This window comes from Chromobacterium haemolyticum, from assembly GCF_009936155.1.
Taxonomy (GTDB): Bacteria; Pseudomonadota; Gammaproteobacteria; order Burkholderiales; family Chromobacteriaceae; genus Chromobacterium; species Chromobacterium haemolyticum.
Genome location: NZ_AP019312.1, coordinates 2,356,850 through 2,381,540, shown reverse-complemented (window position 1 = coordinate 2,381,540; position 24,691 = coordinate 2,356,850). Strand labels below are relative to the sequence as shown.

32 protein-coding genes are annotated in these 24,691 nt (G+C 53.8%); 21 read left to right on the top strand and 11 right to left on the bottom strand.

Annotated elements, in window-relative coordinates; all coding sequences use genetic code 11:
• Positions 1-108: 108 nt before the first annotated feature.
• On the bottom strand, positions 109-306 hold the full coding sequence (locus tag GYH29_RS10790; RefSeq protein WP_161523704.1) for a hypothetical protein: 198 nt from the start codon (positions 304-306) through the stop codon (positions 109-111).
• A gap of 490 nt (positions 307-796) precedes the next feature.
• On the opposite strand from GYH29_RS10790, the gene GYH29_RS10785 reads away from it, so the two are divergent.
• Positions 797-3,817, top strand: a complete 3,021-nt coding sequence (locus GYH29_RS10785) for an SIR2 family protein (RefSeq protein ID WP_161523703.1) — start codon at positions 797-799, stop codon at positions 3,815-3,817.
• Positions 3,818-3,970: 153 nt separating this feature from the next.
• Here GYH29_RS10785 and GYH29_RS10780 read toward each other — a convergent pair whose 3' ends face one another.
• Genes GYH29_RS10780 through GYH29_RS10765 form a run of 4 tightly spaced genes read right to left on the bottom strand, consistent with a single transcriptional unit; the run spans position 3,971 to position 6,293 of the window.
• Positions 3,971-4,222, bottom strand: a complete 252-nt coding sequence (locus GYH29_RS10780) for a hypothetical protein (RefSeq protein ID WP_161523702.1) — start codon at positions 4,220-4,222, stop codon at positions 3,971-3,973.
• A gap of 1 nt (position 4,223) precedes the next feature.
• Positions 4,224-4,652: an NAD-glutamate dehydrogenase gene (locus GYH29_RS10775; protein WP_161523701.1), complete on the bottom strand. Its 429-nt coding sequence runs from the start codon at positions 4,650-4,652 to the stop codon at positions 4,224-4,226.
• Entirely contained in the window at positions 4,649-5,452 is an 804-nt protein-coding gene (locus GYH29_RS10770) for a hypothetical protein (RefSeq protein ID WP_161523700.1), read from the bottom strand. The genes GYH29_RS10775 and GYH29_RS10770 overlap by 4 nt, the downstream gene beginning before the upstream one ends.
• Positions 5,442-6,293: a hypothetical protein gene (locus GYH29_RS10765; protein ID WP_161523699.1), complete on the bottom strand. Its 852-nt coding sequence runs from the start codon at positions 6,291-6,293 to the stop codon at positions 5,442-5,444. The genes GYH29_RS10770 and GYH29_RS10765 overlap by 11 nt, the downstream gene beginning before the upstream one ends.
• Positions 6,294-6,568: 275 nt before the next feature.
• Here GYH29_RS10765 and GYH29_RS10760 point away from each other — a divergent pair, with 275 nt between their 5' ends.
• On the top strand, positions 6,569-7,048 hold the full coding sequence (locus tag GYH29_RS10760; protein WP_161523698.1) for a hypothetical protein: 480 nt from the start codon (positions 6,569-6,571) through the stop codon (positions 7,046-7,048).
• An 8-nt stretch (positions 7,049-7,056) separates the two neighbouring features.
• On the opposite strand, the gene GYH29_RS10755 is transcribed toward GYH29_RS10760, so the two are convergent.
• A complete protein-coding gene (locus GYH29_RS10755; RefSeq protein WP_161523697.1) occupies positions 7,057-7,632 on the bottom strand; it encodes a hypothetical protein in 576 nt (191 codons plus the stop codon).
• A gap of 8 nt (positions 7,633-7,640) precedes the next feature.
• A complete protein-coding gene (locus GYH29_RS10750) occupies positions 7,641-7,904 on the bottom strand; it encodes a helix-turn-helix domain-containing protein (protein WP_161523696.1) in 264 nt (87 codons plus the stop codon).
• An 85-nt stretch (positions 7,905-7,989) separates the two neighbouring features.
• On the opposite strand from GYH29_RS10750, the gene GYH29_RS10745 reads away from it, so the two are divergent.
• Positions 7,990-8,397: a hypothetical protein gene (locus GYH29_RS10745; protein WP_161523695.1), complete on the top strand. Its 408-nt coding sequence runs from the start codon at positions 7,990-7,992 to the stop codon at positions 8,395-8,397.
• Between the two features lie 481 nt (positions 8,398-8,878).
• Here GYH29_RS10745 and GYH29_RS10740 read toward each other — a convergent pair whose 3' ends face one another.
• A complete protein-coding gene (locus GYH29_RS10740; protein ID WP_161523694.1) occupies positions 8,879-9,637 on the bottom strand; it encodes a helix-turn-helix transcriptional regulator in 759 nt (252 codons plus the stop codon).
• Positions 9,638-10,551: 914 nt separating this feature from the next.
• Here GYH29_RS10740 and GYH29_RS10735 point away from each other — a divergent pair.
• The 12 genes from GYH29_RS10735 (at position 10,552) to GYH29_RS10685 (ending at position 19,948) form a co-directional block, all read left to right on the top strand.
• The gene (locus GYH29_RS10735) at positions 10,552-10,719 is read left to right on the top strand and encodes a hypothetical protein (protein ID WP_161523693.1); all 168 of its coding nucleotides are present in this window, start codon (positions 10,552-10,554) and stop codon (positions 10,717-10,719) included.
• Between the two features lie 352 nt (positions 10,720-11,071).
• Positions 11,072-11,389, top strand: coding sequence for a hypothetical protein (locus GYH29_RS10730; RefSeq protein ID WP_161523692.1), 318 nt, complete (start codon positions 11,072-11,074; stop codon positions 11,387-11,389).
• Between the two features lie 234 nt (positions 11,390-11,623).
• Positions 11,624-11,920 (top strand): hypothetical protein, encoded by a 297-nt coding sequence (locus GYH29_RS10725; protein WP_161523691.1) that lies wholly within the window; start codon positions 11,624-11,626, stop codon positions 11,918-11,920.
• Between the two features lie 47 nt (positions 11,921-11,967).
• The gene (locus GYH29_RS24550) at positions 11,968-12,168 is read left to right on the top strand and encodes a hypothetical protein (protein ID WP_162533438.1); all 201 of its coding nucleotides are present in this window, start codon (positions 11,968-11,970) and stop codon (positions 12,166-12,168) included.
• Entirely contained in the window at positions 12,161-12,976 is an 816-nt protein-coding gene (locus tag GYH29_RS10720) for a RecB family exonuclease (RefSeq protein WP_198001664.1), read from the top strand. The genes GYH29_RS24550 and GYH29_RS10720 overlap by 8 nt, the downstream gene beginning before the upstream one ends.
• Positions 12,934-14,010, top strand: coding sequence for a recombinase RecT (locus GYH29_RS10715; protein WP_198001663.1), 1,077 nt, complete (start codon positions 12,934-12,936; stop codon positions 14,008-14,010). Before GYH29_RS10720 ends, GYH29_RS10715 begins: the two co-directional genes overlap by 43 nt.
• A 3-nt stretch (positions 14,011-14,013) precedes the next feature.
• Positions 14,014-15,750 (top strand): AAA family ATPase, encoded by a 1,737-nt coding sequence (locus tag GYH29_RS10710; protein WP_161523689.1) that lies wholly within the window; start codon positions 14,014-14,016, stop codon positions 15,748-15,750.
• A gap of 2 nt (positions 15,751-15,752) precedes the next feature.
• Positions 15,753-15,989 carry a hypothetical protein gene (locus tag GYH29_RS10705; RefSeq protein WP_161523688.1) on the top strand — a complete coding sequence of 79 codons (237 nt, stop codon included), beginning with the start codon at positions 15,753-15,755 and terminating at the stop codon, positions 15,987-15,989.
• Between the two features lie 144 nt (positions 15,990-16,133).
• The gene (locus GYH29_RS10700; protein ID WP_161523687.1) at positions 16,134-16,574 is read left to right on the top strand and encodes a hypothetical protein; all 441 of its coding nucleotides are present in this window, start codon (positions 16,134-16,136) and stop codon (positions 16,572-16,574) included.
• A 188-nt stretch (positions 16,575-16,762) separates the two neighbouring features.
• On the top strand, positions 16,763-17,080 hold the full coding sequence (locus GYH29_RS10695; protein WP_161523686.1) for a helix-turn-helix domain-containing protein: 318 nt from the start codon (positions 16,763-16,765) through the stop codon (positions 17,078-17,080).
• Entirely contained in the window at positions 17,077-17,712 is a 636-nt protein-coding gene (locus tag GYH29_RS10690; RefSeq protein WP_161523685.1) for a helix-turn-helix domain-containing protein, read from the top strand. The genes GYH29_RS10695 and GYH29_RS10690 overlap by 4 nt, the downstream gene beginning before the upstream one ends.
• A 448-nt stretch (positions 17,713-18,160) precedes the next feature.
• Entirely contained in the window at positions 18,161-19,948 is a 1,788-nt protein-coding gene (locus GYH29_RS10685) for a DNA cytosine methyltransferase (protein WP_161523684.1), read from the top strand.
• Between the two features lie 48 nt (positions 19,949-19,996).
• Here GYH29_RS10685 and GYH29_RS10680 read toward each other — a convergent pair whose 3' ends face one another.
• Both GYH29_RS10680 and GYH29_RS10675 read right to left on the bottom strand, forming a co-directional pair.
• The gene (locus GYH29_RS10680; RefSeq protein WP_161523683.1) at positions 19,997-20,278 is read right to left on the bottom strand and encodes a hypothetical protein; all 282 of its coding nucleotides are present in this window, start codon (positions 20,276-20,278) and stop codon (positions 19,997-19,999) included.
• Positions 20,279-20,444: 166 nt separating this feature from the next.
• Positions 20,445-20,975 (bottom strand): hypothetical protein, encoded by a 531-nt coding sequence (locus GYH29_RS10675; RefSeq protein WP_161523682.1) that lies wholly within the window; start codon positions 20,973-20,975, stop codon positions 20,445-20,447.
• A gap of 115 nt (positions 20,976-21,090) precedes the next feature.
• Between GYH29_RS10675 and GYH29_RS10670 the strand changes: the two genes are divergently transcribed.
• Positions 21,091-21,468, top strand: coding sequence for a hypothetical protein (locus GYH29_RS10670; RefSeq protein ID WP_161523681.1), 378 nt, complete (start codon positions 21,091-21,093; stop codon positions 21,466-21,468).
• 220 nt (positions 21,469-21,688) lie between these two features.
• On the opposite strand, the gene GYH29_RS10665 is transcribed toward GYH29_RS10670, so the two are convergent.
• Entirely contained in the window at positions 21,689-22,021 is a 333-nt protein-coding gene (locus tag GYH29_RS10665) for a hypothetical protein (protein WP_161523680.1), read from the bottom strand.
• Positions 22,022-22,264: 243 nt separating this feature from the next.
• Between GYH29_RS10665 and GYH29_RS10660 the strand changes: the two genes are divergently transcribed.
• From GYH29_RS10660 to GYH29_RS10640, 5 genes are all read left to right on the top strand, one after another.
• On the top strand, positions 22,265-22,471 hold the full coding sequence (locus GYH29_RS10660; RefSeq protein ID WP_161523679.1) for a hypothetical protein: 207 nt from the start codon (positions 22,265-22,267) through the stop codon (positions 22,469-22,471).
• Positions 22,458-22,778, top strand: coding sequence for a hypothetical protein (locus GYH29_RS10655; RefSeq protein WP_161523678.1), 321 nt, complete (start codon positions 22,458-22,460; stop codon positions 22,776-22,778). Before GYH29_RS10660 ends, GYH29_RS10655 begins: the two co-directional genes overlap by 14 nt.
• Positions 22,779-22,791: 13 nt before the next feature.
• On the top strand, positions 22,792-23,274 hold the full coding sequence (locus tag GYH29_RS10650; protein ID WP_161523677.1) for a hypothetical protein: 483 nt from the start codon (positions 22,792-22,794) through the stop codon (positions 23,272-23,274).
• An 83-nt stretch (positions 23,275-23,357) separates the two neighbouring features.
• Positions 23,358-23,702, top strand: a complete 345-nt coding sequence (locus GYH29_RS24665; protein ID WP_161523676.1) for a helix-turn-helix domain-containing protein — start codon at positions 23,358-23,360, stop codon at positions 23,700-23,702.
• The gene (locus GYH29_RS10640) at positions 23,702-24,685 is read left to right on the top strand and encodes a tyrosine-type recombinase/integrase (RefSeq protein ID WP_198001662.1); all 984 of its coding nucleotides are present in this window, start codon (positions 23,702-23,704) and stop codon (positions 24,683-24,685) included. The genes GYH29_RS24665 and GYH29_RS10640 overlap by 1 nt, the downstream gene beginning before the upstream one ends.
• Positions 24,686-24,691 lie beyond the last annotated feature (6 nt).

Below are 24,691 nucleotides of genomic sequence, written 5' to 3'. Positions count from 1 at the left end.
GCGCCGACCACGGGCGTGTTGTCGGCGGCCCATCCGACTGAGAAGCTGCCCTCCTCCTGCTATTGATAGCAAAAAGCCCCCTTTCGGGGGCTTTTTATTGCAATTAGGTCATCCGATTTCGCTACTCTTGCGAGCAGCCAACGTCGGATGAAGCGTTGGTAATGCGCCACTAGGCGAGTTTTGATTATAAAGCAGAAAGAGGCTCAATAATCCATAAGTATCTTCACTCAACATGGGATAGCCACATAACTCATAAAACTCATATGCAAAGCCTTCCCATTGACGCGTAACAGCGTAACTATCCATCCTCAAATTTCCGGCTCTACCACCAAACATAATCACCGGCCAGGCGGCTCCCAGCCCAACGACGACAAATATTGCTGCAACTTGTTGTCAAGCCCCGCTGCTGGCGGAGTGCAGCACTTACGTGGCCATTTCAGATAGATCGTGTTCCCCATCGTTATAGCCGCCGTCACTAAGTAGTGACCGCTGGTTCAATCCGGCTTGCACGTGGCGGCGGCGCAGCTCTACTTTGCAGCCAGTCGAGAACAAAAATGGCCAGGTCGCTCAACGTGAAGCCCAGGTAATTCTGGCGCGGTAGAGGCCAAGCTTCCTGATGTTGCAGGCTGGGCTAACCTAAAATCCGTTTAGGGTGCTGCTCAAAGTGATATTTCAGCATAGAAAAATTGTTGCGTACTGTGCTATGAACCAAGGATGGTGATTCACAGCCGGCATTTTCTTTCCAAGAGCTTGGCTTATATGACAACCCCTGTAAAAAATTGGCAACGCCTTCAACATGGAATCCATTTTTAAACTTGCTGATTTGATCAAGCAAAATGGTCGGTATGCGTTGTTTCTTGGGGCTGGTTGTTCATATCCAACAGTTCCAGTCAGCAATGAAATAATCAATCTACTCAAAGACAAATATGGCAGCCAAATAGGGAGTACTTTCCATGATGTAATGGAAAGCGCTTTTAACAACCCAAGTGATCGACGCAGTTTTTTCGAGGAACTTTGCGCGGGAAAGACACCGTCAAAACACCATTACCAGATTGCCGAGTTAGCTGATAAAGGCAAAATTGACACCATCTACACAACCAATTTTGATCGTTTGATTGAAATTGCCATGATGTCATGCTGCACCAAGCAACCGTCGCTTTTTCTGAATGATGTGGAGTTTGGCGGGGAAGAGTTAAGGGGAAAACATCCAACACTTCTAAAGCTTCACGGCGACTTCATGCTTCCGTCTATTGCCAATGTCCCGAAAGAGTTAACAGAAAAAATGCACATTGACATGCAAAAGAAACTGCTGAGTCAGTGGACAAATAAGGGCCTAATTGTCATAGGCTATGGAGGTTGGGATAATACCATAATGGAGACTTTTAAAATGGCCATACAAACATCAGACTGCCTGAACGGCGGGCTGTGGTGGGTAAACTACGAATGCCAAAATGATCCTATAGCCAAATTGTTTGCAGAAGCTAGCGATTCCGGCAAAACATGTCACTACATCAATTGTAAAGCAAGTGAGTTTTTTGACACTCTTTGTGAAAATCTTTCTGTCGACGCATGTCAACCGCACTTTGGGCTTAGGTTAGACCAAAATATGCCGCTGTCGATTGGACTGCCTCCGATGTTTGTCAATGCCCCCCACCACATTCCAGCACTCAATAGGGAAAAACCGAAGGGAAGTACAACCCTGACGTCACGATCCGAATCCAACAACCTTAAAAGAGCTCTTGCGACCACAGAAGCAATTTGGTTAGTTGGTCAATGGCCAGTTGCTTTCAGTTCCATTATCAAATCGTCACGCCATAAACACCGGCCGATTTTCTACTTCGATTATCGTTTTTCTAGAAACCAACCAGCATTTAAAGATCTTAACATCGCTATTTTGCGTTTTGCTGCTGGATGTGGAATCACCACAGCAGGCAAGTACTACTTACCTCTTGTACAAGAAATTTTTTGCAAATCTGCCATTCTGGTTTTCGCAAACATTAGTGAAGCTGATCCTTATTTTTGTGATGAAATTTCCAGAATTTACGCCATTCAAAATATAGCACAAAAGGGCAATGTCGTTTTTATGGAACGTTCCACCCCTTCAGAAAAATTCCTGAGAAAAGTGCTGACGGAAATTTATGCAAAAGCAAAGTCATCTAATGGCATTGCTTACTTTCCTCTTGGCACATGTCAACGCCATGACAAAGAAGTAACCGTCCTCCTTAATAGAGGCATTACAATTCAAGCTCACCACATTGGAATGCAAGTAATAAAAAGCAAAGCGCTCGAAATAAATACCAGCGTAAGTGACAACTTGAATGAAGATGAGCGTCAATTACTGGAACGAATTGCCATGCTGCGATTTGGTGAAACATGTCTAACCATTTCCGCCTTAGCGAATAAAAAAAATGATCGAGTACAATTATTGATAAATAGCCTTGAATCCAAAGGATATTTAATACAGCAAGGCGATCGATTTCATGTCTCAAGCACCAATTGGCCAGACATGTCAAATGGGGACTCAGCGACAATTCACTTAGATATTGCCAAGCGTTTTGAGAAAATTGCCGAGGATGCACCCCAGCAAAACGATTTGCAAAGTTTGCACTACTTCCTTGAGGCCGAATTCCACTTTTTCTCCAGCCATAACTATGTAAAAGCGGCCACCATACTCGCCAAAATTTCTGAGGACATGCTTCAAATTTACTCGGACACTCCAAGGAATTATCTTTGGATTGCTAAAAGAATACATAATTTCTTTAATTTGGAGTCATGCGGCACACCAGTGATTTCCACCATGAACGAACAGCATCAGCTGCCGCTATTGCTACTTCGAAATAGTGTCTATGAAGCTTACGATGCGCTTTCAAAGAAAAAAATAGTTGCAACCTACGAACAACTGTTAAATGCACTTAGCGAGCCAATAAAGTGCTATATACACGGATATAATTTCCACTCGCAAAAAAATTACGATGAAGCTCGGGTAGAGCTTGAAAAACTTTGTGATACAGAGCCGTCCTTGCTGCAAGGTTATGCACAAATGCTGATTGCAGATTGTTACTTCAACATGGGGCAAGAAAAAAACACAAAATACCTAGCAGAACAAGAATACTGGACAACCAAAGCATTTTCGAATTTTGAGACACAAAAAAACAGGAATTGTGAGGCACAAGCATTAGGCAATCTCGGCCGTATTTTTCTCGAGAAAGGCAACCACATAATGGCAAAAAACTGCCTAAAAATAGCCACTATAAATTTTCAGCAAGAACCTGGTTTCTCAAGGGACAAAGGAGTTGTATACGGCAACCTTGCTCGAGCCCTCTTATTGACATCCGATGCTAAGGAAGCGGAAGGCTTCTTTTTGGAGAGCATGTTACATTACACCTATATTGGAGAATTAGAAGGATTGACGAAGCTATATTTTGACCTGTTCAAGCTTAGGCAGCAATTACCACAAGAGTGCGCCTTAACAACAGAATATCTTTACAATATATCAGTTAATATTTGGAAATACTGTGGCTGCCTACCGGGCTTACAGTCGGAGATGTACCTGATCAATAATCAATACTTAGCATGGGCACTACAGGAAGAAAATGCAACAGCCATTATCAAGGGAATTAATGATATGGGTTGCATTGCCATCAAAGAGCCTCCAAACGATAGACTGCAGTGGGCAAGCTATTGGATACAGCAATTTTGGGCAACCCATGACGGCATTTCAAAACGTAATACAATACGAAAAGGACTGCGAAAAAGCAAATACTGGAGCAACCAGGAAAAAGAGCATCTATTGCATATATATAAGGCCAACCAATAACAACAAGCGACTAAAAATTGCCTAGCGCACTTTAAATACCCTAGCCACTCCCGGAAAACAAAATTCGCATCAGCTTCCAATATTTGAAATTGAAGAAATATTCGTCCAACTCCCTGCACTACCTCCAACGGACCCTCCCCACACCACCAAGGGTCAACCGCTCTCCATCGGCATTCGCTCAAGGCAGTAGGCATTCGCCATTCTTCGGCCTGGGCCGACCCTCTCCCACCTTTCCGAAGCGACTTTCTTGGCACGTTTCAGTTTCACCAACACCGACATGATCTCCGCCGCCGAATACTGAAACTCCAACGCCGCCTCGATCTCCCCCAGAAACATTGGCCGTGGCGCGTCCGCCAGCACGTCACAGATCTTCGAAGCCAGCCCCTGCCCGCGCGGCCGTCTCATGCTACGCCGCCTTCCTGCTCTGCTCGCGCCATGCCCGGCCAAAACGCACAGTGGCCTGTAGCAGTAAGCCATCGAACGCATGGGCGCTCATTGCCACTCGGCGAGCAATATCCTCATCGGCAAGGTGCCGGTACTGGACGTGCCGCGCGCGCAATGCCAGCTTCTCATTTGCCGGCATTCGGTTTACCAGGCGCTCCACTAATTCCGCGACCAATGGGCTATACCGCACTTCCGCATGGCGCCTGGCGGTCTCTGCGTCTTCCTCGTGACGATAGCGTGCTGGGTCCCGCGCATACCGCCCCTCAATCGAAAAACAGGTGCTGCGCAGGCTGCCATGATCAACCGCCCACTTGCCCCACTGTGCCAATGCTGCGGCGGGTTCGATCATGAAATTCTCCGTATCGTCGTCGGTTTTTGCCCATTCGGTCACATCTCATCCTCCATGGGCTTCGTTCTCGCCAGAAACGGTTGCAAGGACTCAGGCACAGCCTGACGCGACTGACGAATCGCCTCAGCGGCCAAGCGCTTGCAGCTCATCCCGCCGCGGTAGACACCACGAGCGGTCTCGTCGGCGATCTTGAACGCCCACTCCAAACGCGCCCGGTCCTCGCAGGGGAATTTCATACGCTTGGCCGCAAGCTGCACATCAGCAATTCGGACCTGCACATCCTGCTGGCTCAGTTTCGGCGCCGGCAACGCCTCCTCGTCGCTGACATCGGGAATGTCGCCGAGGTGGTGTCGGTTCGAATCCAGCGCCGCCATCCAGCGCCCGCGCATGCTGCGGTAGTCGCTGTGCAACAGGTCGTTGCCGAGGGATGCCGCCGCCCAAAACAGCGCCGAGCTAGGCCAGTTCTGCGGCCGGCGGGCACGACGCTTGGCCATCTCGGCCTGGGCCCGGTAGAACATCGCTTCGGGATCTCGGTCGGCCCCATTGCCTCCAAGGCATTCGCGGATGAACTCGTCGCAGCTAGGTGGATACTGGTAGCGCGCCTGCAGCCCCCGTTTGATTTGGTCTGGCGTGACATGTGCAAAATCAATTTCCTCTGCCCAAACCTGCTTGGCGGCCTCGACTCCGGCATCCTGGTTGACGCCATTGACCAACTCGATTTGCCCGCTGCGGAATCGCTCGGTGAATGGCGCCCCAAATCTCCCCGTCAAGCGCCGGAAAATTTCATCCACCCAGCGCATGGGGATGCTGCCGGCTGCGCTCTGGGTCAAGTCAGAATTCATCTGGGATTACCTCCCCCTTGATCTCCCGCTCGCCAGAGAATTGGCCCCGTGGCGGAGGGTTAAGCACGGCGCCTAAGGCGGCCTGCTTAGCGTTGGCGCTGGTGGTGGAGTTCTGGACAGCCAGCACTTTGGCGTCAGTGACACGCTGCCGGTCTGCGTTGAACTGCTGCTGGTCCAGCATCCACTTGCGGAATTGAGCCTCCCAGGCTTGCAGATCAGCGCGGGTCTCACGGCGGGCCTGGTAGTGAGCAACGAAGCGTGCGACTTCGGTCGCCAGATCCAGGCCTTGCGACTGTGCTTTCGCCACGTCTACCCGCGCCGCAAGGAAGTCGTCAGGAACCGGGATGCCGGAGTGACTGCTTTCGGGCGCACGCGCGTCACTCACGAAAGAACCTTTAGGTTCTTGAGTAGTAGATGTAGATGTAGATGTAGATGGACGTCCGCCCGCGCGCGGGCCCGCACGAGAGGGTGAAGGGTTTGGTGCTGCACCAATGTCATCACCATTGTCTTCACCAAAGGGGGGGTTAGGTGAACGGTTAGGTGAGCCTTCGATGCCGGATCTTGCGCACCGTTTGTACTCATCAATGACCATGCGCGACGAGTACCAAAGAGGGCCTTTGGTGATGTCGATCAACGTCACTGTCGGACCCTTGCGACGTCCGGAAACAGGGATATAGGTGAGGGCTTCGGTGAGCTCGGTATCGCTGCCCTTTAGCACGCCCTTATTCACTAGTGCCTTCAGTTCCGCAGCCTTGCAGCCTACAGCCTGGGCGATCTCTTTCAGGGACCATCGCAGGGTGCCGTACTCCTCGGAGTCGTGCATCAGGCACATGACGTCCATCCACACCCCCTTCTCTGCATGCGTGCAGCGGCGGAGGTTGGAATTTCCGAGCCAATCGGCCGGGTAGAACTGGAAGGATGGTCGCTTCACACTCCCTCCGCAATGCTATCGGAATACCCGCCTTCCCCGGTAGAATAAGGAACCCACCTTTTAATTAACCTTTCGAGGAGAGCACATGAGTACAACAGATCAAGTACGGAAAGGCGGTTGGACTCCACCGATGAGATCACCTGCCCCACCACCACCGCCGCCAAGCAAATAATAAGAGGTGATTTATGAGCATTCGCACCGACACGAGAACTCATTACGAAGCCTGTATCGATGTTGTGGTAGGGCAGCGACTTGCCATACGGCATGAACGGCTCAACCGTCGGTTGCGCATGCTCTTCAACTTCCTGAGTCTGTTTGGAGGAAGTGGCGCCTTTGCTGGTGCCGTAAGTGGTAGCCCCAATTTGACTGCAGCTTGTGGGATAGCATTGGCTGCAGTTTCTGCCTTGGACTTCGTTCTTTCCCCCGGTGAAAAGTCGTGGGCGTTTACAGATGCTGCCGGTCAATATGCCCGCCTCAGAGGCCGAATGGACCAATTGACATTGGAGGAGTTGGACCGCGACCTTCGGTCCCTTCAAGCGCTGCCCGGGGAAGTACTGGAGTCTTTGCGTTATGTTGCATTCAACGATGCATTGCAGGAGTGTGGCCGAATGGATGCGTTGACCCCATTGACTCGATGGCAGCAATTCATGAGGGCGATTGCCTAACTGCATGCCTACCCCCTCGCCTGCTGGGCATCATCAACTTTCGCAAACTCCAACTCCCACCCCGCCAACTGCCCGGCTAACTGCCGCATGGCCTGGCGCGCGTGTTTAATCCGCTCCCGATCATGTTCGTCCACCCTTCCGTCTGCGATGATCGCGGCGAGGTGGACAAACATATCCGCGGTGGAATGCATCGTGGCGCCCAGGGAGGCCGCATCAGCAGCAATATCATTCGGGACTGCCAACATGCCGTGGACCTGCAATAAATTTGCCAAGCAAGCATCGCGGTACTTTCCCTCCAGCGTGGCCAGCCAGGCATCAAGGATCTCCAAGGGCAACTTGATCGCGCGTTTCATCCAACGCTCGACAACCAAGGCGTTCTTAGCCTTGATGGCATAGAAGTCGTCCATGCAACCGTCGATAGGGATTTCATCCAGCGGACAAGAACGGCGCTGAGGCGGTGTCATGGACAAGTAATTATCCGCCAACGCCTCAGCAAACCTGGACAAGGGCTGTCCGCGGCCAGCCAACTGAGCTTTGGCCCAGTAGATCAAGATGTCAGTAGGCGATTGAAAGTGATGGGACATCAACATAGTCATTCCCCTGGTGCCATGCTAGTTTTCGCAAAGCTTGGCTCAGTGCCTCTCAGATAGCCGACCGACGCGCTGGCGTCAGGTCGCAGGCTTTCGCAGCGCACCATCCGCATTGAGTGCCGCTCCACCTCGATGGCAAGCTGCAGATTGCATCTTCGGCCACCGTAGGCGATGTTTTTCAAGTGCCCAAAAGTCGTTCCGCACTTGGCGGCAAACTGCTCTCTGTCGTCCTGGGGCATGCTGAAGAGGTAAGTTTTCAGGTCCATACGCCGATACTATCACCATACGGTGATGTCAATCAACACCTAAAGGGGATTTCACCAATTGGTGAAATTCTGCTTGAATAGCTTCATGAAAATTTCAGACATCCGCCGCCAAAACCTCACCAGGCTTATCGAAGAGCGGTTTGACAACAACCAGACTGACTTTGCAGCAAAAACTGGCAGAAGGCAGTCTCAGATTTCGGACATGGTTCGTGGGGTAAAGTCATTTGGTGAGAAAGTTGCTAGAGACTTGGAACATCGTCTCGACTTACCTCCGTTCTGGCTAGACTCAATGGAACGTAGTGATGGTGCATCTAAAACAGATACAGAAGCGCAGCGCTCTCCTCAGCTAGATAAAATGGCTGATTTGCCACAAAACGAAGCAGAACAGAGCCTTGATTTAGAAGAAATTGCGCGACAAGTGCAAGCAAGTGGTCAAGAACACGTTCTAAAGCTGATTAGATTACTCGCTGAAAATAGCAGCTTAAAAAAATAGCATATAACACACAAAGTCAAAGCGGCATATTGCCGCTTTTTTTATTTAAAAATGTTAATTGGTGGAATGCGCTCAACCACCATACTCAAGAGCTTTTGCACATCCCCTTTATAAACCACTTTCAGAACGCCTCCCTCATCCGAAATGTACACAAAGGTCGAGTCTGAATTTACCACAAAGTCTTTATGACAGATCTCAACAGATAACTTTCTGTCTAGCTTAGATATATGTTCTGACATAGCAAGCACCTCTAGCATCCTAGTATTTTTCTTGTATGTTAAACAAATATTCAGATGGGCGCCCTTTACATAATTCGGATGAAAACAATTCCACGTAGTCATAACCACGACTTCCCTGCCACCCAACTGAAATTGGCAAAGCAGACTATACCGACTTTATTCTTAAGAAAAAATTAGCCATCAAGCCAATTTTCCATATTTACAAAAAATAACAACGGCATTGTAAAACTTTTAATTAAAACTCAACTCCCCCAACACCATGCCAAGTGCAATAAGCTATTGAATCCATTACGCTTTACAAGGTTCTGCATATAGCTTTTAACTGTTCCATAACTTACACCCAATTCAAATGCAGCCTCCCTGTAGGTATATCCTTTTGCAACGATCAAATTGAACATTTCTCGTTCACGAGCCGTTAACTTAGCCATCCAGCCACTCGGCGCCAGCGCCCTTGCCGCTGCCTCAGCCATTACGGGCAGCAAATGCTCTAGCAACATTCTAATCTGCAACTTCTCTTCAACCTCCTTTCCAAATAGCGATATCAATATTTTGTGTCCTCCTTTAACTTCCGTAATGTATGAAACACCATGCAGCATGCCATTTTCATGACATGCCTTTTGAAAACACTTTAACTCTGCCGTTGGCTTTACAACCCCCAATATGTCACGCGACCATAATATGGGCACATTCACCTTCCCTTTGAGTATAGGGTCTACTCTGTAGTAATTCCTCTCCCAATAAAGCTCAATCCATTCAGATTTCCAGCCTAAATTTATTGGCAATACCGAATCTTTTGAATCTGTTACCGCGTCAATCCTTGCCAATAGCAAAGGAGGATTGCCAGGTAAAAATCCTTGCAACAACTGCAGAAAATCTTTCACTCCATTTTCGTCTGATATTTTCAATAGCTCTCTTTGAAGCAATGCCAGCTGACCTAAATTGATAGCTGACAGTTCATTCATAAGTTCAAGCACCGAAGTGTTCACCCCAATATTTCCCATACCAAACCATTCCTTTCAAAAAGGACGATTCTAGTTAGGGTAATTTGAATAACACCACAATTCTAAAAAGGGGCTTCTCTAGTTGCCTTGCCAATCACCAATCGGTGTAAAAATGACACAAACCCAAAAAATTATCACTGTTTAGTGTTGCACACATCATCACCATATGGTGTAATCAATCCAAACAGCGCAACACCCCGCGCACTGATCTCTAACAACCAGCAGCGATACGGCCAAGAGCCCCGGGCGCAGCCTCACGCCTCCCCGGTTGTCTGTCTCAGACAAGAAAGAAGAGCAAATGCAGGTGAAGCAATCATCTGTGACTAGCGGACAAGGCCTTGGTGGCTGCGAATGAAGCTAGAAAACGCCCAGCTTCCGGTGGCGAGTAACAGAAGCGCTTGCAGCACTGGCGACTACGGCCAGGCGACCCAGCAACGGAAGCGAATGGTGGAGGTGGCAGGCGAGTACTGGGCCACGGATGGCGCTGCGGCGCACCAGAACACTAGCCAAGTGGCGAACGGCAGAACGCATTCAATCAGCCAAGTTCTACGACGACATCGAATCACAATCAGCCGGACGATCATTGCCTAACCGGCGCCGGACGCTGTAACCGGCAACCGCTTCTAACGAGGCGGCACATTGAAGCGGTCGCGAGTTGGTTACTCGCTACGATGAGGTCCGTTCGATCGAGCGCCAAGGCTGAGTGCAGGCATAGGCGGGTGAGACCCGGGGCGACGGAACAGGATCACCAACAGGCTAACAATGCCTCATCTGCACCAGCTGGCAAGCCGCCAGCCCGCTTCAATATGCTGTCGGGTGCCGGACGTTTACTAGGCCACGTTCGCGTAGGTATCACGCGATGCTGACGGGGAAGCCGTCGCTCCCCTTCCCCCTCTCCCATCAAGGAGTTCCCCATGCTTCCGATCTATCGCTTCGAAGAAATCAGAATCGTCTTTCTCAATAGGCGGAAAACCAAACTGTTCAAGGTGTTCAAGCTCTCTGACCGCGGCTATCGCTTCTACGGCCAGTTCAAAGCACCGCTAAGCGCTCAAAACCATGAATTCGAACGCTTCATCTGTTAAGCATCCACCCAAATTTCAGTCGGGAATGTGCAAGAAAGTTCGACTCAAAGCCAATGTTGCACTGGCAGCCGGGAAAGACCGGCATCAACACAAAAGCGGCGGCGTTGAAGGAAACGCTCAGACGACTGAATGCCGGCCATGAGGTGGAAACCATGGCGTCCCGTCAAGCACGGCTCCGTGTGGCGCAGCGCTCTTAGTCCACAGCCGGTATCAAGCCCGGCCCGCTTTTGTGTTGGTGAGTAGCAAGCGCACCCCTGGCAAGGTTCATGGGGCGCCCGCCCCCCAGCGCTAGCCGCCAACATTACCCCGTCTTGGCCCGGCACTCCGCCGGGCTCTATTTTCTGGAGTCAACATGCACGAATGGAATGTAGATTTCGAGCCGCGCGGTAAACGCGGACAACCCTGGCTACGAGTTGAAGCCGTTCGGGCTTCAGATGAAAACGCGGCAATCATTAAGGCGGCCTCACAAGAGAACATCAACGCGGCCAACTACAAAGCTCGAGCCGTGTTGGTAAAACCTATGGTGCCCGAGCCTACTGAAGCCATGATGCGCGCGGCCAAGATGGCGCTTAGCCCGCTTGATGATTTCACCGAGTGGCTGGAATTGAACGGCGAAGATGTACGTGCCGTTTTCCAGGCGATGTACGCGGCCCTACCCGCGAAAGCCTAAGAATGAAGGCCTTCCACATCGACATGCAACAGCCGCGGACACGTCGCCGCCTGGCCCTCGGGGTGCTGGCCAAAACGCTTCATCTCGCCCTGGAGCGCGCAGCTCAGGCCCGGCCAGGCTTCCTCATTTTTGGCTGGAAGCGAATCAGGAAATGATCCGTACCGTTGCTCTCTATCTGCTCAGAATGGCCGTGATTTTTGCGGCCTTCATCCTAATCAATATGGTGTTGCCGTCATGAACAATGCACTACTCCAACTAGCTGAAGTTGCGGTGCGCGCTTTGGATCTGCCGATGTGCAAAGACGAAGAAGCCAGCGCCGCTCGCCGTATAAAAGCGGCCATCGTCGCCAGTTCCCGTCATGGCCATTGGATATATGTCCCCAATGGCTGGATAGCCGCGCCGCTGGAGCCAACGCTGACGATGCATGCCAGTGCTCGCCTTGAGTTCAACCGCTGGAAATTGACGGACATGGGGCTGATTGACGCGGTGTACCGCGCTCATTTGGAGGCGATACAAAAGCCCAGCATGTAAGTAGCTCAGCCAAAAACTTCACCTGTTAATTTTTTGAGGCCGAACTCATGATCAGCCACCACACCATCCTGCGCGATTACCTCGAAATTGCAAAACAGGCACGGGCCGGCGAGTTGTTGCCGCGCTTTCAGCCCGAGCCCGTCTCTCCTGAGTTGCGCCGGCGACGCGATGACTCATGGCAACGCCGCCTGGAGCGAGAGCTTGCCGGAGAAGATCCATTCAACAGCACGGAGGCCCCGAGTGAATGACGCCTTCCAAGTGCGTGCCTCCAGTTGGGCCAGTCTGTTCGACTGTGCTCACCGCTGGGAGGGCTCCAACATCCTGGGCATGTGGCTTCCCAGCAGCCCGCGCGCCCTCCTCGGCACAGCAATACACGCGGCGACTGCCGCCTACGATTCAGCGGTCATGAGGGGCGAGAAGGTGCGTGTCCTCGACATAGTTCCGGTACTGGTCGATGAACTGACCTCGCCTAAACAGGAAGTCGCTTGGAGCGCTGACGATTTAAGTCGGCGCGAGGCCGAACTCGTCGGCCGCCAATTACTGACACGCTACTGCCTGGAAATAGCCCCCCACTACCACTTTATTGCCGTCGAACTCGAAGTGACACCCTGGAGGATCGATTGCGGAGGTCAAATCGCGATTGAAATCCGCGGCACCCTGGACCGCAGTCGCGCGCGCGCCGATGGCGCCGGCGGCGTTGGCATCTGCGACATAAAAAGCGGCGTGAGTGCGGTCACGCAAGGCCGCGCGAAAACCAAAGGGCACGCTCCGCAGATCGGCACTTATGAACTGCTGTACGAGCGCACCACCGGCCAGGCGGTGACGCTGCCGGCCGACATCATCGGACTCAAGACTTCCGGCGCTCCGGAAGTGGCCACCGGCCAGATCGTCGGCGCACGCGAGCAATTGATCGGCACGGCCGAGCAGCCCGGCCTGATGGACTACGCCGCCGAGATGTTCAAGAGCGGCCTATTCCCTCCCAACCCCAGCAGCCAGCTGTGCAGCGAGAAATATTGTGCACGCTGGCCAATATGCAAATTCAAGGATGCCCAATGACGTCACTTCAAGACCTGAAACAAAAAGGTGCCGCGTCGCAAAAATCACCGCAAGCAAGCCTCATGGCCTTTTTCGAGAAGAACAAAGGTCAATTGGCGCTGGCGCTGCCTAAGCACCTGAACCCTGATCGAATGATGCGGCTGGCGCTGACCGCCTTCAGCCAAAACCGGCAGTTGCAGACTGCCGACCCGCGCTCAATCTTCGCCAGCGTGGTGATTGCTTCGCAGATGGGGCTGGAAATCGGCGTCTCCGGTCAAGGCTATCTGGTGCCTTATAAGGGCAAGGCTCAGTTTATTCCCGGCTGGCAAGGCCTGATCGACCTGGTATCCCGCAGCGGGCGCGCCACGGTTTGGACCGGCGCCGTCTTTGCCGGCGACGAATTCGACTTCGCACTGGGAGATTCGCCATACATCAAGCATCGCCCATGCGGCGAAGACGAGCCGGACACCATGTCCCATGTCTACTCGGTTGGTCGCGTGAATGGCAGCGACTGGCCAGTCATCGAGGTATGGCCGATCCAACGTGTTTGGAAGCATCGAGACAAGTACAACAAGGTTGGCAAGGCCCACTACAGCTACGAAAACCCTGAAATGTACGCTCGCAAAGTGCCTTTGCTGCAGGTGGTCAAGTACATGCCCAAATCCATTGAGTTGACCAACGCGCTAAATGCCGAACATGCCTACGAAAACGGCAAGGGCATCATCCTGGACGGCGATTTTGTTCGTGCCGATTTCGATGACGAACAACCCCAAACCGAAAACCGGCCATCCGCCTTGGCCGCGCCCGATGCCCCCGATGCATCCGACGGCGAAATCTTTGCCGGCCAGCCGCTGCCCAATGCCAGCATGAGCTCCATGTTTGGATTGGAAGACGCTTTGGCCGCGGTCAAACGCGGCGACTACGACGAAGCCGCGGACCTGGCCCGCAGCTTTGCACAAAAGGACCACGACATCGTTGCCGCCGCCATTGCCAACGCCAACACCAGCAAGGATCCGGTGGAGGCCAGTCCACGCCGACGGCGAAACCTGGAATAAATTATGAAAATCTCCTCCATCATCGTCAAAAACTTCCAGGGGCTGCGTCATGCAGCCCTAACTTTTTCATCCCGCATCGCGCTGATCGCCGGCGACAACGGCGCCGGCAAGAGCAGCTTGCGCGAGGCCATAGCCATGGCGCTGAGCGGCCAAGCCTCGCGCGTGAATAAGAAAAAGGACTTTACCCAGTTGCTGAGGGAAGGACAGAAGAGCGGTGAAGTCCAAGTTGAATTCAGCGATGGCCAAGCCGCCGCCTTGAAATTGCCCAGTGGCAAAGTGATTTTCAGCGGCGGGGCGGCGCCCGACGATATCGACGCCATGCGCGCCGCGCTGCCGTATGTGCTGAACCCGGCGGCGTTCGCCATGGCAACGGCGGATGAACGGCGAGCGGCCCTGTTCGCCCTGACAGGCAGTGGCATTGACGAAGAACGCGTCGCACAGCTGCTGGACGAGCGAGGCGCAAGCCCGCGCTACATCGAAGCCATATTGCCGCTGATTGGCGTGGGCTTCCCCTCCGCCGAGGCTGACGCCTTGCGCCGCGCCACGGAGGCGCGAGGCGCTTGGAAAGCCATTGCCGGCGAAAACTATGGGGACAAAAAGTCAGAGGACTGGAGAGCGGAAGCCGGCGAACCGGTGGATGAAAGCCTCTTGCTGCAAAGTGAGCAAGAGCTCGACGCCATCGAAATGGAGCTTGCCAACGTCCAGCTTAAGCTAGGTGAAACTCAAGGACGCCGGCAAGCGCTGCAGTTAGCTGCGGATCAAGCCGCCGGGCTGGAAGAGCGCGCCGGCAGGCTTGAACGCTTGCAATCTACCTTGGCGCGAGATGAGGCCGAACGCGATGACTGGGCCGCCAGGGTCGCATTGCTGGAAGCATCTCAGCTGAGCCAGGCGGCCCTGCCTTGCCCTTGTTGCGGCGTCATGCTGGTCAACCTCAATGACGTGCTGACAGAGGCCGGCCCCTTGGCCCGGGGCACCGATGATGATCTGGCCGCTTTGCCTCAAGCACTTGAGTCGTTGGCGCTGATGCAGAGAACCACGGAGAACACTCAACGCGCAATTGAAGACGCCAAAACCGCGGCCGCTCAGTTGGAGAGCCTGCAAGTCATCGCGGGAGAGTCCGCGGACGATGCCGAATTGCGCGCACTGGAAGAACGCGCCAATTTACTGAGGTCGGAACGGCAAAGCATGGCGCAACAACTTGAGGCGCTAAAGAGCCAGCAACGCGCCGCGGCCGACGCCGAATCAAAAACCGCCGCCGCCGCCCTGCACCACGCCGACGTCCAAGCCTGGGCCCAAATAGCCAAGGCAATGGCGCCAGACGGCATACCCGGCGAGATCCTGGCGGACGCCTTGCAACCGGTGAATGACCTCTTGTTCCAGTTATCTCTCATGGCCGGCTGGCCGCGTGTCCAAATCGGCCACGCCATGGAGATCACCACCGACGGCCGCGCGTATGGTTTGTTGTCCGAATCCGAGCAATGGCGCGCCGACTGTGTGATTGCACTCGCGCTAGCGATCCTGAGCGGTCTGCGACTGGTGCTGCTGGACCGATTTGACGTGTTGTCGCTGACCGGCCGCGACCAGGTACTGGACATGCTGGAAGTCCTTGATGATCGGATCGACACCGCCCTGGTCTTCGGCACGCTAAAAGCCGCCCCACCCAGCGATGAGATCGTTCAGGCGATATGGCTTCAAAACGGCGAAGTCATGCCTAGCCGTAAAGACAGAAAGGCCGCATGAACATGATCCGCCCACCCCTAAGCACCCCAGTACACCAGCACTACACCACGGACCAGTTCCGCCAGCTGCTGCGCGCGGCCAAGGCTAACGCAGCGGGCAAGTACTGGGAGGAGCCGTTCATCGAGGACATGGCCAAGCGTTACCAGCGCTACGGACAGAACATGTTGCTGAACATACTGCAGCGCCATCAGCTGCTGCGCATTGCCGCCGACAAGACAAAGGAGCCACATGGGCAGTAACGTCCCTCCTTCCCAACACCCCGCTCTGGCAAGAATCCTGGACGGGTTTTTCTTTGGACTGGGCGCCACGGCAGGCGTCATCTCCGTCGTTTCATTGATCCTCATACTTCAATTCACCGCGGAAGCGCTGGGAAAGTGAGCCCTATGACCTTCATCATTCTCAACATGACACCGCAGGACCACGGCAGCGACAACGGCCATATTGAGCGGATGCGCGCCGTAATCCGTACCTTAAGAGCCGAGAAGCAAGCCTTGGAGCGCAGTGTTCTTGCCGCCGGCCTTAATGCCGCCAGCCACTTCTCAGCGCTTGTGGAGTCTCAGAAAGCCTTGGCTCATGCTCAGGCCCAAGCTGCGGCAGTAGCGCTTGATTTTGAAGCTGAGCGGAAAGTTAACGAGCGCATTGCCGCGGAACTCGATGCCCTGCTAAGCAAAAACTCCACGCTGCGGCAGGATGTCGAGCTGCGCGATAGACAACTTGAAGCAAGCGACAGGGAGCGTGATGAATTGCACCATGCGCTTGCCATCGCCAAATTGCCCTCCTCCAGTCGCCTCAATGTGATCGATCTACTGCGAGGCGCAACGTGATGGCAGTCCAAGCCCATCGGCGCCGAATGTGGATCCGCGCCGCCTTACTGAAACAGGCCCGCCAAGAGCGGGCCTTGTCATTGGAGCTGCCTGTAATGGATGAAGCCGACCTTCACGCCTGGCGTCGAATGAACCCCGGTACCCCCATCAATCAGCCCTCCCCCAATCAGCAGAAATAAGGAGCCGTCATGTCCTCATTCGCCGTCATCTCCCAGCCTCGCGCAATCCGCCTTAGGCTCGGACTGAACCAGCAAGAATTCTGGGGCCGCGTGGGCGTTACCCAGTCAGGCGGCAGCCGCTACGAAAGCGGTCGCAACATGCCCAAGCCAGTACGTGAGCTGGTCCGCCTGGTTTACATCGAGCAAATCGACCTTTCAGTAGTGACGCGCTGCGACATAGAGATGATTGCCATGCTCAAGGAGAAGCATCCCGAACAGTACAAGAGCCTGCGCAAGACCGTGCAAGCTCGCATGGCGGCAGTCAAGTCAACGGAGCAACCCACATGAACCCGCTATCGGTCATAAATGTGTTGAAAGCGCACCCTGCGCCGCTCTCAATACAGGCACTGGCTGACGCCATGGGGATTGAACGCGCGGAAGCGCGTCGTCAATTGAAAGAGTTGGTCGAGGCCGGCAGCGTCAGCCTGTTTACCGTCGGCAAGGTAACTCGCTATCGCCCTACCGACCATCACTATGCGGAAGTGGAGCCCGCAACCACGGATGAGACTGCCGACAAGTCCAAAGCTGCTCCCCTTGATCGGGAGCAGCTGCTAGCACGCCAGGTCGACGAACTGAATCAACAGCTGGCCTTCGCCGAGAAGGATCGTGACGAGCAAGCCGGTATCGCCTCAGAAGCGTTGCAGCTTTGTCAGGAGCAGATCGACCGGCTGGCGCAACTGGAATACTCTGCCTCTGCCCTGGGGTTCACACCATCCTCAGGCATTCCACTGTTCGAATGGCTTGAGTCAATGTTGCCGGCGCTGGCCAACGAACTCGCCTTCCTCCAAGACCTTCAAAACCAGTTGGCTCAGGCACGTAATCTGAATCGCGGTCTTAGCCTGGCGCTTGAACTCAATCCAGAGGAGCGCGCGGCACTGGCTGAGTGCATTGCCGCATCGCTGAATCAGAAAGCCGCATGAACTATTGAATTTGCATTATTTGGCCAAAAATACCTATTTCTTCAACCTAAAAAGGGGCCTCCAATGTATCAAACCGTTACTCCTGCAACCGATTGGTATTTTGTCTACAAAGACGATCATGGCAAATCATCCGTACTTAGAATTGCCGCATGAGGACAAAACGACAAAGGCCACTTGATAGGTCTGATTGGTGGCACACACGCCAAATCGGATGAAACGATTCGCCTGGTTGCAGTCCCTCCAATCGAGGGGGTTTACCTTCATCGTGAGCAATTAAATGAAGAAGAACTCATAGCCGCTCAACGTCGCTAAGTTCATAGCGAAGGAATCAAACCCGCCTACTGGCGGGTTTTTTATTGAATTCCTTGATCATAAATTTCAGCCATATGTTCTGTCAGTAAATCCATCAGCCGCCCTCCGAGGCGGCTTCGTTTTTGAAGGCCCTCTTATGATCCGCAAAATCGAAGTTCGCCATGGCCACATCTGCTGCGGCTTAGGCGCTGGCGCCAAAGGCTTCAACGCCGCACAGCCGCGCGTCGGCAATATCGAAGCTACGTTCCGCTGCCTTGGCGGCATCGATGTTGATCCGGCTGCCATCCGCGACTTTAACAAGCTGACTGGAGCCCACGGCACCGTGTTGGATCTGTTCGACCGCCAACAGTACATCGATTTCCATGGCCACCAGCCACCCCCAGAGTGGCGAGAGGCCATGCCGGCCGACATCGTGCGTTCTATGGGTGGAGAGCGCCCGCACATTTTCTTCATCTCGGCGCCGTGCAAGGGTCTTTCCGGGCTAATGAGCGAGGCCAAGAGCGGGACAGCGAAATACCAAGCCCTCAACCGCCTGACTCTCCGCAGCATCTGGCTGGCGCTGGAAGCCTACGCCGACGACCCTGTCGAACTGTTCGTTTTCGAGAACGTGCCGCGCATTGCCAGCCGCGGGCGCCACCTACTGGACCAGATCGGCGATCTGCTGCGCGCCTACGGCTACGCCGTGGCCGAGACGACGCACGACTGTGGGGAGATTGGCGGCATGGCGCAGAGCCGTAAGCGCTTCCTACTGGTGGCCCGCCACATCGAGAAGGTGCCGCCCTTCCTCTACGAGCCTCCCAAGAAGCGCCTGGAAGCCGTCGGCACAGTGCTCGGCCGCATGCCGCTGCCTGGTGACCTAGCCGGCGGACCTATGCACCGTGTGCCTTCTCTGCAATGGAAAACCTGGGTGCGGTTGGCATTTGTTGAGGCAGGCGGCGACTGGCGCAGCCTAAACAAGTTGGTAGTGGAGGATGGCTACTTGCGTGACTATCTGCTGGTGCCGGATTACCACGCTGGTTATATGGGCGTGAACCGGTGGGATGACGCCATGGGCGTGATCGCTGGCAGCAGCGGACCGACCAATGATGCCTTCTCAGTGGCTGATCCACGCTATCAGGGCCAAGAATACAGCCAGTTCGGCGTCATCCCTTGGCAGGAGACTGCCGGCGTCGTCACCAGCCAGCGTTCACCCGGACAGGGCTCGTTCTCTGTGGCAGACCCGCGTTTTGCCGACATACGCCATAACAACGTGTTCCGCGTCGTCAGCTTCGACCAGGCTTCCGGCGTCGTAACCGGTGGCCACGGCCCGAGCTCCGGCGGCCAAGCCGTTGCAGACCCTCGCCCGAACTGGAACCGTCACAGCAACAACCTTTCCGTGGTGGGCTGGGGAAACCACTCGCCTACGGTAATCGCTGGCGGCAAGGGCGTACAAGGCGGCTGGCTGTCGATCGCTGACCCGCGTACCGCGTTGAACAGCCGCCAGAAAGGCGATCACTACCTGACCGGCGGACATTACGGCGTGCTGGGATGGGAACAGTCGAGCGGGGCAGTATCCGCAGCCGCTGGCCACTACAACGGCCGCTGGAGCGTCGCCGATCCACGTATGCCCGAGCCAAACGAGAAACTGCAATGCGTGATCCGCGCGCTGGATGGCACTTGGCACCGCCCATTCACCACACTTGAGCTGGCCGCGCTGCAGAGCTTGATCGAACCCGAGGAATACCTGGAGCTGGACGGCCTAAGTGATACCGCTTGGCGCGAAAGAATCGGCAATGCTGTTCCGCCGGCGGCTGCGCGCGCAATCGCGGAGGTGATGGGGACAACCTTGTTGCTGGCCTGGAGCGGAGAAACCTTCTTACTGTCAGCTACGCCGATCTGGGTTCGCCCGGTGGCGGTGGCACTCTCTGTACAGGCAACAGCATGAGCGCCGTCACCCGCCAGGCGCTCCGATCAACTGGCTGAGAGAGTTGGGCTAAAGCAGGTCTAAGTGAGTCTGGACTTCCTTCAGGTAGCGCTCTGTGTATTCCTTCGTAAATTTCCCGAAGCTCGGGTAAGGAAATCTACCTGGCTCTATTTCCGGCACAGGGATCGCCTCTCCGCCAACCTCCATCATGATGGACTGGCTAACGTTGCCGATCCGATCTACCACGTCCGCGAAGTCAGCTTTCTCGCTCATCTTTTCAAGTTCAGACCTTATGTAGTTAAGGTCTTGATTGCACCTTGCCTTGCTCGCCTTCCTCTCTTCATCGGCCATATCAATCTCCTGTGGTTGAAGACCAATGATAGGAGAGGCATTCACTTTTGGAGATACGTATGAACCCGCAACACCTGCACGATGCACCAGACGCCGGCTCCGCCCTAGCCCCAGTCAACGAAGCCTACTTGTAAATGCAAAGTTAATCAAAACGGAATAGCACAAATCAGTGCGTTGTTAGTTCATCTGAGACCATTTTAATCGCCGTTGATGCGAGATCAATCTGCTGAATTACCCTGCCACATGAAACTTCAAAGCGGGTAACTCTATCCCGATCTGCTCCGTCTTGTTTTGATACTGAAGCCCTATTCTTGGAAAATGGCATCAGATCTTTATTTTGATCCAAATACAATTCCAAATTAACACCAAGAAGTTCCAAATGCTTGGATAGGAGAATTACATTTTTTACTGCAACATTTGAGCGTAAGCTCATGAGAGGAATCTCTTTCACCGCCGAACCGTATGACCTCAGGATGTCAATTTGATAAATTGCATAGAGCTCAATATTTGGCGTACTGTCTTCGTTTTTAGTTTTTACAACCACCCCTATTTCATCGATGTATTCTTTTGTGGAACTTAAAATCGAAAGCGTTGATTTAATTTCTTCTACTTTAATTTCCTTTCTCTCGTAATTTGCATGCCAGAATGAAAACCCAATCACAAGAATTACTCCAGCAGCTTGGGCCCAAGCTGCCATCTCTGAACTTGTCATGTAAGAAGCGAAACATAGTTCCATATGCGAATGCCACCAACTCAAAAGACATATTTTAACTCACTTGCCCCATAGGGGCCCTTACTTATTGGGAGTGCGCATGATGCAACAGAACCTGATCGACGCGGCGCGCGCAGTTATAGCGGCCAACCGCGCCGGCGAACTGACCGATGAGCACATCCAGGCGCTGGAGGCTGCGGCCAATGCGGAGAAGGCGGCGGCCGGCGAGCCGGTGGCGTGGCGGCACAACCTGACACACAGCCTGCATGACCTCGAAAGCGAGGTGCAACTGGCGGATTGCGACGAGTGGGCCGAACCACTCTACGCCGCTCCGCCCGTGATGTCCGACGCCTACGAGCTGCTGAGCATCTGGCAAACCTGGCTCGGCGCGGGCCGCGAGTCGTGCAGCGAGTACGACAAGCAGCTATGGGACCGGATTGACGCTGTGCTGGCCGGCAAGGAGCCTAAATATGGCTGATCCGGAAAAGCAACTTGATGCCCTCCCCGATTGCGCTAATGCACCCGCCTCCTTATTGACGAGATCAAGCTAAATTCTATTCATCAAAGAAATATTCAAATGAATACCCCAGTTTTAGAATCCATTGGTTGAATGCATCGCACCAGCCACAAAGAAGCTAGCAACCTAAATCACCTTCCCATTTGTTCCATCAGAATGGGAAGGTGATAGGTACGGGTATTTACACCCTCACAAACTCGCCACCAAAACCGTAATACGTTCCATCACGAAATGCCTTTGCTCCATTCCCACGAAGAGAGGAAAACGACATATCAGGAGAATACAAGGACCATGACTGAAAGCCCAGAACATCATTATTAACAACAAACGAGATTGCAGTTCCCGTTTTACCTCCAGCAGTAAAGTGATAGTGCCCTGCGCCGCTCATGATTTCATATTCCTGACCGTCTTGGGTATAGCGGCCACTAAAAGTGCCATTGCTATCATTAGCATCTGTAATCACCAATTGGGCATTGATGTTATTGTTCTTATATGTACCATTAATCTTAGACATGGACATCCCCTACAAAAAGTTAAGGCAAAACGCCACATTAAGATTAGTGGCAATTAAAAGTTTCGCTTTAAAAGCACTACTTTTTGACAGGCAAAATCAAGGCCCAGCCATTCCTAAATAAAACCAGATGAGAACATCGAACAAATGCGAGAACTGGGATATCCGATGATGATGGACACCTCGGGTGTTTTTATCCAAAAACCAATGCGCATGCAGTTGGAAGTTCCGCCTGAAAGGAAGCCAATGAAGTCTGCAGTTGAGCGAGGTGCGGCGCTCATCGGCCGGCGCCAGGGCGTTATCGAAGTTGTCCGCAAGGGCCGGCCGCTGGCCGACATTTACACCGAGGGCACCGACGACGACACCGTTCAGTTCCAGCTGCGGCTGGCGAGCGGCCGTACCTGGTGGAGCGATAGCTACCCGTGCCAGGAGAGCGAACATGCTGACTCCTGACGAGCTGGACGCAATACGTGGCGCAGCGGCAAACGGTTTCGTTATGTCGCAAGCCATCATTGCCAGCATCGACGCTCAGGCCACACGCATCACCGAACTGGAGCAGGACGCGCCGCGGTACGCCGCCCTGCGCCATGCGCTGATCAACGTGGACCCGAAAGGCAACCGCGGGCCTATTGAGATGGCAATCAAGAACCTGGTCCGGCAAGTCCACGCTGAGCGCGGGGTGACGGAGCCAACTGAAGCCGAGTTCAACGCGGCTATCGACGCCGCAATGACCATACAGGCCGCCACCGAGCGGCCTTAATTTTGAGGTGACGATGATCCCCGATCAACGTGTTATCCAGCTGGCCGGCGAGCACGGGCTCTCGATGTCCGGTGCCGGCTTCCAGGGCACCCGCCTTGCCCTCCTCCCGACGATCCGCTCCACCATTGCCGAGTCGCTCCCTACCACGCCCTTCCATTTGCAACTGGTCAACGAGATCCGCGACGAGTTGCTGGCCGCTAACGCGCGAGCGGCGCAGCTTGATCGCGATATCCAGACCCTGCTGCAGATGGCACTCGGAGGCGTCCGCTGGCCTGAGGGGCAGGATGCCGCGGCCGTTGCTCACTACATCGCGCAGCTGCGGCAGCAAAACATCCTGGGCGTTGACCAGTTGAAACCCGGCCACCGCTACTGGGCACGCTGCGGCCTGCCGATGAAGTGGGCTCTGATTGAGGTCGGCAATTTGAAGGGTATCGAGTACGGCATGAAGGGCTGGCAGTTTGTCGGGCCGGTGCTTCCACCAGTGAGTGAATTTTGAGCTACCGGTGAAGCTGTGGTGTTGATGCAAAGTAATAACAGATGGCCGCCAGTTGGCGGCCTTTCGCTTTTATAAGGATGCCCATGAACGACGAATCAACGATGGGAGTAAGCCAAGCCGCAGAGTTCCTGCACTGCTGTGATGACACCATTTATCAACTGGCGCGGGCAAAGAAGTTGCATGGCAGGAAGGTTGGCCGGGCATGGGTATTTTTGAAGTCGGATCTTGTTAGCTATCTGCGGGAAAGCCAAAATGGAAACCGGCAAGAGGCGCAGGTCGACGAAAACGAGAAAGGAGCAGGTGTATGTCGATCTATCAGCGCGGAAAGACTTGGTGGTGCGATTTCGCAACGCCAAGCGGAAATAGAGTTAGGCAGTCTCTTGGGACGCGTGATCGCGCCAAAGCGCAGGAGCTCTACGATAAGTTGATGGCAGAGCGTTGGCGTGTCGTGAAGCTGGGGGAGAAGCCGGCGTATACATGGGAGCAAGCCTGCGTCCGGTTTTTGCGGGAGAAGGCGCATAAAAAAAGCATCAATGATGATAAGACGAAGATCGCCTACTTCACGCCATTCTTTATTGCTCGGGCACTGCGTGATATTCGTCGAGATGAAGTTCTGGAAGCGGTCTCGCTGTTAGCTTACGAGGTTGGCCCAACGAAAGGCGAACCGGTAAGCGCAGCCACAATGAACCGATACTTGGCCTTTATCGCTACGCTGTGGAATATGGCTGCGAATGAGTGGGAGTGGATCGACCGGCAATTGGTGTTCAAGAGATTCAAGGAGCCCAAGATTCGGATTCGCTGGTTGAAAAAAGAAGAGGCCAACCGGCTGCTATCCGAGTTGGCCCCGCACCTTCAACCAATTGTTCGCTTTGCGCTCGCAACAGGCTTCAGGCATTCGAACATCATCGACCTGGAGTGGTCGCAAGTCAACCTTGTGAAGCGCATTGCTTGGATACACCCCGACCAGGCAAAAGCAGAGTCGGCAATTGGGATGCCATTAAATGAAACAGCGATGGAGGCGCTGGTAGCGCAAGTTGGTAAGCATCCCCGATTTGTGTTTACTTACCGCGGAGAGAGGTTGCAGAGCAAAGCAACCACAGGTTGGACCAATGCTCTGAAGCGCGCGATGATTTACAACTTCAGATTCCATGATTTACGGCACACATGGGCAAGCTGGCTTGTTCAGGCAGGTGTACCACTTCACATTTTGAAGGAATTGGGCGGCTGGCACTCGATGGAAATGGTGCAGCGATATGCGCATTTGGCCCCTGAGAATTTGCGAGGCCATACCGATGCCATTGACTCGCTGATAGTTTCAGCTGTCCACAACGGTACAAAAACGTCACAGGTCAACCTGACTGAGGAGCTGGAGCAGATAACGAAAAAGGCGCTACACATTGTAGCGCCTTGATCTGAA